This is a genomic window from Nocardia sp. NPDC004711 (genome assembly GCF_053601595.1).
The window spans coordinates 1-5317 of sequence record NZ_JBSGCB010000142.1; the positions used below are offsets into that span (position 1 = coordinate 1).

The window sequence follows — 5317 nt, forward strand, 5'->3', positions numbered from 1 at the left end:
GGTGCCGCATGCTTGCGTTCCGGAGCGCAACTGCATGCGGTTTCCGGGAATTGATTCTCGGGAATGCGGGCCTCCCACAGGAGAATTCGCTGCGGAAGGTTGCGGTGACGGAGAAAAGGATCGGAAGCCGAATTCCAGCGGAAACCTCAACTATCCGTGCGCGACGATGTCGGTGCAGGGGCTGAGGAAGGCGTAATGCCACATCCCCGCGGGGCACGGGTCGAGGAGATTGCTTGACCCGGCCCCCAACCCCAACCCGGTAGCCGACGACCCGGTCGCGGGCTGGGTTGTGGACGCGATCGGTGCAGCGGGCTCGAGGGTGATCGATGTGGCGACCGCTGCGCCCTTGGCTGCGGCCAGTCCGGTGAAAAGCACAGCGGCGGCGACTGATCCGCGAATCATCGTTCGAGTGTCGAACTTGGACAACGTAATTCCCCCAACTGGGTAGGCGTAGAGGTCCCCGAGGCTACCGACTGTGAAGCATTCGCATTTCAAATCATGTGCCCCTATTTTTCGGGGCACTGTTCCGGCTGAAGGTCCCCCGAAACCTGAACGACCAGCGCACGGACTTGCGCACCGCATCCGCCAGCCAGGTCGCGTCGGGTGAACGCACTCTTCTGCCGCATCACGCGCGGTTCGAACCGGCCAGAGCAGGCGCGGCCGACGGCGAGATCGACGGCGGCCCACAGACATCCGCTCATGCCGATGTGCGGATGTCGAAATGCCGGGCAGTTGTTCAGCGCCATTCGGCTTTCGGGATGACCGGACCGATCGGTGGACAACCAGCCGGATTCCACATACGGTACAGAACGTGTCGTTTCGTAATAGTCACACCACGGATCCGGTACCTGAAGTGCGTGCAGGAAGGCCCCGTGATGCGGCGCGTGAGGTCGAGATCCTCGCGTGTGTGCTGGAGCTGGTGGGTGAGGTCGGTTATGACGCGTTGACGTTCGAGGCGGTCGCGCGTCGTGCTCGGGCGTCGAAGGCGACGCTGTACCGGCGCTGGGAGACCAAGCGGGACATGGTGGTTGCCGCGGTCAAGGCCGGTCCCGCAGCCGACACTTCCGCGGACCCGGTCGATACCGGTTCCCTGCGCGGAGACCTGATTGCCTTGTGCGAACGGCTCGCCACCACGATGGATGCTGCCGACCCGACGATGAGCTTGATGCTGCTGCATGCGGGTCTGGAGGATCCCGACCTGTGTCGCCACATCGAGGAAGCGAGCGGGCCGACCGGCGCCAAGTTGCCAGCCTCGGTGATATCGGCTGCCATCACCCGGGGCGAGCTACCAGCCGGTGCCCAACCATTCCCTTTCGAGGAAATCACCGGGTCAGTGCTGCTTCTACGCAGGCTGAACGGGCTTCCCGCCGGAGCCGAGTATCTGGCACATCTGGTCGACACGATTCTTGTCCCGGCTCTGCGAGCAAGCGCGAGTGCAGAACCTCCGCTACCCGCCATTTTCTCCTGACGACACGTCCAACCGATCGACGAAAGGTGCGCGCCCATGTCGGGCACGACAATCAACGACTTCGAATACCGCCATGTCCTGGGGGCGGACAGCGTCCATCTGAATGTCGCCGTCGGCGGTGACGGCCACCCCATCGTCCTGTTGCACGGCTTTCCGCAGACTCACCTCATGTGGCGGCATGTTGCCCGTGAACTGGCAGACCGCCACCGGGTGATCGTGCCTGATCTGCGTGGCTACGGTGCGAGCGACAAACCCGAAGAGGCGACGCCGGACACCTATTCGAAGCGGACCATGGCGCTCGACATCGTCAGTGTCGTGCGCGAACTCGGCTACGAACAGTTCAGCCTCATCGGCCATGACCGCGGAGCACTGGTCGGGGTCCGAGCAGCGCTCGACCACCCGGACACGATCACCCATTTGGGGATTCTGGATGTGCTGCCGACCATGGATACCTGGGACGTGCTGCAGGGTGTCGATGCCGCCGTCGCTTGGCACCTATATCTGATGGCACAACCAAAGGGCTTGCCCGAGCGGATGATCGAAGCCGTCGCCGAAGACTTCTTCAGCTCGTTCCTCGACGCCTGGGACCCCAGCGGAACCACCTTCCCACCCGAGGTCCGCCGACACTACATCGACAGCTCCACGCGTGCTGTGCCATCCATCGTCGCCGACTACCGGGCCACCGCCGGAATCGACTTGGCGATGGACCGAGCCGACCGCAAGGCAGGCGCCCAGTTGGCCATGCCTGTTGCAGTGATCTCCCAGGACTGGGGGGCACGTCTCGGATTCGACGCAGCCGCTCTCTGGCGGCAATGGGCTCCGACCGCCACCTACCAGCCGATCGACGCCGGCCACTTCATGGCCGAGGAAAAGCCAACGGACGTAACCGCCTTCATCCTGGACCTGGTACAACGCACACCCGCATGAACCGACAAGCCCGGAGGAAGTTTCCAACTCGTCGAGTGGGCCCACCCAGCATCGATAGCTGCTGGGTGGCGAACCGGCAACGTCCTGTAATGCCGCATACCGGGCTGACCGGACCGGCCAGCGCGGCACCTCGGAAGATCAACGGACCCTGGGTCTTCGACGTCTGCGGGAACGCACGCTACTGCCTATGTGTGTGCAATCGATGGTCAGTCGGCGTGCGCGAAGTGTCGGTGCTCCGTGCCACCATCCGTATATGTCACTGGAGTTCTTCAATGGGTTGTCCGGGACGCTGGCGATCGAGCTGACGGAACCGACCGAGAATGTCGCGGCGAACCTGTCTAATCAGCGCGCGACAGCAACCGCGGCGATCAGGGGAGTCTCGTTCACGCTGAATGTGTTCGAAAATGGGGAGGCTCGTGACTTGACCGTCAACGAGTTCGACCGCGTTGTCCTGAAATTGCCCATGCTGAACTTGCGTGGGTTCGGTGATCCCGTTGAACACCGAGCGCCCAACGGTAAGTGGTTCACGGTGCGTGACCTTGCCGCCGCCATCGCCGAGACGGAAACGAGCACTCGCCAGCAGTCGCAGTGGTTCGGCGGCGTCGACGTGCATCACACCTTCTTCGAAGGCATCTACAAGAGGGACGATGGAGTTTGGGAGATCTACTGGGGGTCGTGAAAATCCTGTATTGCCGCATACCGCGCTGACCGAACCGGCCAGCGCGGGGTGCCGGAAGATCAACGGGCAGAGCGTCTCACGGCCGTCGGCAGTGCGCGCTCATGCCGAGTTGAGAATGTCCAAAGGGCTGTAAGTGTGGGCGGCGAGCGCTGCGACCCGCACGACCTGCCTTCGCTGCGCCGCCCGTGACATGGGGCGAACACAATTGGCGAGGCTAGTGGCCAACGCTGCGCGTATCTGAATTGCCGCCGATCCTGCTTGTACCCGCGATGTCCTCCGAACAGGTTGGGGCTCCGCGACTTCGGAGTCCCTACCGGACCTGCACGATTTCTCCACACTTGGTCACCGGATCGGGCACAACTGGTCGATATAGTGGCCGCGTGTCTGCTCGTGGTGCATCGTGGAATCGCTTGAACTGTCTCGCGTACGTATTGCAGGTCATTGCCGTCGGCGCGCTGGCTGTAGCGTGGCTGGCGATCGGGCTCGGACTGTTCTCGAGGTCGGGAGCAGATCTCGAAGCGGGTGACCGCTTCGCCGCCAACCCCACGGTCTATTGGCCGTTCCTGTTTGTGATCAGCCCGCTGCTGGTCGTCACTGGCCTTTTCGGGCTGTTGCCATACCGGTTCGCGCCTGGCGGCACCATCGCGGGTGGAATGGTTGCCAGTTTTTTCGCTCAGTGGGTGGGAACCGAGCTGTACTTGTCCGACCTCAAGCCGGAGCTACCCGGACGCCTCGACACGAGCGTCGCCGCGGCGTGTTTCGCAGTTGCCGTAGCGTTCACGGCAGCGATCGTGCACCTGTACAGCACCCGATCCGGTCGGACGCGTGTCGCCTCGATGCGAGGCGGAGCAGGGCTGGCAGTTGCAATTCTCGTCAGTGCCTGGGTCACGATTCCGCCGCTGATCGCGGGCAGTGGCACCCCGTCCGGTGTCCTGGCTGGGTTCGTCACCGACCCCCACTGCGGCAGGAAAGTGTCGGACTGGACGGACGAGGGACAGGCGGCCGTCTATACGGGCGACGTGACACAGTGGTATCCGGTGAAGGCTGCGCCGGACAACGTGTTCGGGGTCCTGGTCACTCTGCGTAACGGCATGGGCAGCGTCGAAACCACCCCGCCGACCGCGATTTCGTTCCGAGACGAGCTGCCATTTCGGTCGGGTCCGCCGGCAACCGAATTGCTGCTGCATCAGTCTGGTACCGGCAACGGGTTCGCGTTTACTCGTCTGCGCGATCCGAAGTGTGAGGCCGGCAGTAACCGGGTGGTTTCGGCGACCTATCACTACGAGGAATACGGCGGAACGAACGACTCTCGGCTTCGGGGCAAGGTATCTCGTAGCGAGTAACACGCTGACAGGTGTGTTGACAGCCGTCGCTGATCCGGATGTCCGCATATACCGCATGCCGCGCTGACCGAACCGGCCAGCGCAGGGCGCCGCCGGCCGGAACCTGGTGCGGTGCAGAACATCCGCTATTGCCGAGTTGCGTGAAGCCACGCGGCTCGGACTTCAGTCAGTTTTGTTGAGGGGACGCGGCAGACAGACATCTTTCACAAATGTGCGCGGTCAGTTCACGGTGAAGTTCCAGATGCCAGCGCAAGCACCTTCGCGGAAATTGCCGTCGAACGCCCAACTACCGACTGCGCCGTTGATGCTCCAGGTGCCGTCGGGTGACAGCAGGTAGTTCCCCGCATAGTCCAGGAGGGTCATAACAGTGCGTGCGTGGATGTCGTAGCCCAGACCGGGCGCGTTTCCGATTGGCGTGGTTATCACCACGACGTGAATGTCGTTGTAGCTGTCGTTCGCAATGGTCAAGCACGCACCTCGACCAGCCGGGTCGGCCGCGGCTTCCGGAGCGGCTACCGACAGCGTCGCGAACAAAGCCGCGAACGCGAGTCCGACACGAGTGACGATGGTTTTCGTCATGATATTCCCTCTCGAGAGCTCCCCCCAGAGGAGCGCTGAAGTCTCTGAGTCGTAATGTCTTTCGACTCCTGCAACGCTATCCGTGTAGCTTTCGAGATCCTGAACGGAAGCTTGGAGTCATCAGCCAGCTGTCGCCAGGCTTGCGATCACGGATTTCTCGGACTGCCTGCACCTTCACACCCAGGCCGCCGCCCGTCCCAGCCTCTCGGCCCCTGCCATTTCGAAAGGGTAAGTCCCTTGGAGTGGTGGGATTTCGGAATCGGACAGGTCCGGTATGAGGCGTGTTGATGTCCTGAAATGAGCAGGTCATCGCGTAGTGGT

General features: G+C 62.7%; 7 protein-coding genes. 4 read left to right on the forward strand and 3 right to left on the reverse strand.

What is annotated here, in order from left to right; translation table 11 throughout:
• Nucleotides 1–150 precede the first annotated feature (150 nt).
• Entirely contained in the window at nt 151–402 is a 252-nt protein-coding gene (locus tag ACWEKS_RS48695) for a hypothetical protein (RefSeq protein ID WP_452346502.1), read from the reverse strand.
• 104 nt (nt 403–506) lie between these two features.
• Nucleotides 507–746 (reverse strand): hypothetical protein, encoded by a 240-nt coding sequence (locus ACWEKS_RS48700; protein ID WP_452346503.1) that lies wholly within the window; start codon nt 744–746, stop codon nt 507–509.
• Between the two features lie 65 nt (nt 747–811).
• On the opposite strand from ACWEKS_RS48700, the gene ACWEKS_RS48705 reads away from it, so the two are divergent.
• From ACWEKS_RS48705 to ACWEKS_RS48720, 4 genes are all read left to right on the forward strand, one after another.
• Nucleotides 812–1468, forward strand: coding sequence for a TetR/AcrR family transcriptional regulator (locus ACWEKS_RS48705; protein WP_379404784.1), 657 nt, complete (start codon nt 812–814; stop codon nt 1466–1468).
• A gap of 36 nt (nt 1469–1504) precedes the next feature.
• Complete coding sequence (locus ACWEKS_RS48710; protein WP_452346504.1) at nt 1505–2395, forward strand: alpha/beta fold hydrolase; 891 nt, start codon at nt 1505–1507, stop codon at nt 2393–2395.
• Between the two features lie 253 nt (nt 2396–2648).
• Nucleotides 2649–3074 carry a hypothetical protein gene (locus ACWEKS_RS48715; protein WP_452346505.1) on the forward strand — a complete coding sequence of 142 codons (426 nt, stop codon included), beginning with the start codon at nt 2649–2651 and terminating at the stop codon, nt 3072–3074.
• A 380-nt stretch (nt 3075–3454) separates the two neighbouring features.
• Nucleotides 3455–4417 (forward strand): hypothetical protein, encoded by a 963-nt coding sequence (locus ACWEKS_RS48720; protein ID WP_452346506.1) that lies wholly within the window; start codon nt 3455–3457, stop codon nt 4415–4417.
• A gap of 219 nt (nt 4418–4636) precedes the next feature.
• Here the strand turns inward: ACWEKS_RS48720 and ACWEKS_RS48725 are convergent, their stop codons facing one another.
• Nucleotides 4637–4996, reverse strand: coding sequence for a hypothetical protein (locus ACWEKS_RS48725; protein WP_452346507.1), 360 nt, complete (start codon nt 4994–4996; stop codon nt 4637–4639).
• Nucleotides 4997–5317 lie beyond the last annotated feature (321 nt).